This is a genomic window from Methylobacterium bullatum, from assembly GCF_014845095.1.
In the GTDB taxonomy this organism is placed as follows: domain Bacteria; phylum Pseudomonadota; class Alphaproteobacteria; order Rhizobiales; family Beijerinckiaceae; genus Methylobacterium; species Methylobacterium bullatum.
Map to the genome: position 1 here is coordinate 1 of NZ_NKUG01000295.1, position 579 is coordinate 579.

The window sequence follows — 579 nt, forward strand, 5'->3', positions numbered from 1 at the left end:
CGCCACCGCCCTGAACCGCACCGTATCCCCCGGCCGCAATTGGCCCATCTTCCACTGCTCGTCGCGGGCGATCACCGCCGGGCAGACGAAGCCGCCGAGACTCGGGCCGTCCGGCCCCAGGAGGATCGGCATGTCGCCGGTGAAGTCGATGGAGCCGATGGCGTAGGCGTTGTCGTGGAGGTTCGACGGGTGCAGCCCCGCCTCGCCGCCGTCGCTGCGCGCCCAGAGCGGGGTCGGGCCGACAAGACGCACGCCGGTGCGGGCCGAGTTGAAGTGAACCTCGTAAGAGGCTGAGAACAAGTCCGAAATGTCCTCGTCCCGGAAGAAGTCCGGCGCGCCGTGCGGCCCGTAGACCACGCCGATCTCCCAGGCATGGGTGAGGGGCGCAGGCTCGGGCATCGAGGCTTCGACCTCGGGCGCATCGCCGAGGTGGAGGACGTCGCCGGCCTTCAGGACGCCGGTGGCGTGGCCGCCGAAGGCGCCGAGCGCGAAGGTCGCCCGCGAGCCGAGGACGACCGGCGCGGCGAAACCGCCGCGCAGGGCGAGGTAGCTGCGCTGGCCGGGGCCGGCGATGGCGCC

The 579-nt window shown here is 72.5% G+C and carries 1 pseudogene; it reads right to left on the reverse strand.

Annotated features, from left to right (window positions below):
• Positions 1–579 (reverse strand): annotated as a pseudogene (locus tag MBTS_RS23235) (urea carboxylase); the annotation flags it as partial.